Raw genomic sequence first — 421 nt, forward strand, 5'->3', positions numbered from 1 at the left:
AGGGAGCCAGCCGCCGAAGGTGGGGTAGATGATTGGGGTGAAGTCGTAACAAGGTAGCCGTATCGGAAGGTGCGGCTGGATCACCTCCTTTCTATGGAGACTCGGATCTGATAGATCCAGTCAAGTGTGTTTAACACACAAATCGCTTACTCACTCGTGTTCAGTTTTGAAGGATGAATTAACCCTTCAACAACATTGTTCCTTGAAAACTAGATAACGAAACAAAAACGTAAAGTAAGAACTTAGGTTGTGTTGACCTTAGGGTTGCACATAAATCTTTAAAGTTTTTTCTAGGTTAAGCTAGAAAGAGCACACGGAGGATGCCTAGGCACTAGGAGCCGAAGAAGGACGTGGCGAACGACGAAATGCCTCGGGGAGCCGTAAGCAGGCTTTGATCCGGGGATGTCCGAATGGGGGAACC

2 rRNA genes are annotated in these 421 nt (G+C 47.5%); both read left to right on the forward strand.

Annotated elements, in window-relative coordinates:
- Positions 1 to 91 (forward strand): 16S ribosomal RNA (locus AB4114_RS35940); the annotation flags it as partial.
- A gap of 202 nt (positions 92 to 293) precedes the next feature.
- Positions 294 to 421: ribosomal RNA gene (locus AB4114_RS35945) — 23S ribosomal RNA — on the forward strand; the annotation flags it as partial.

Origin of the sequence: Paenibacillus sp. 2RAB27, assembly GCF_052115445.1 — a bacterium.
GTDB lineage: Bacteria > Bacillota > Bacilli > Paenibacillales > NBRC-103111 > Paenibacillus_E.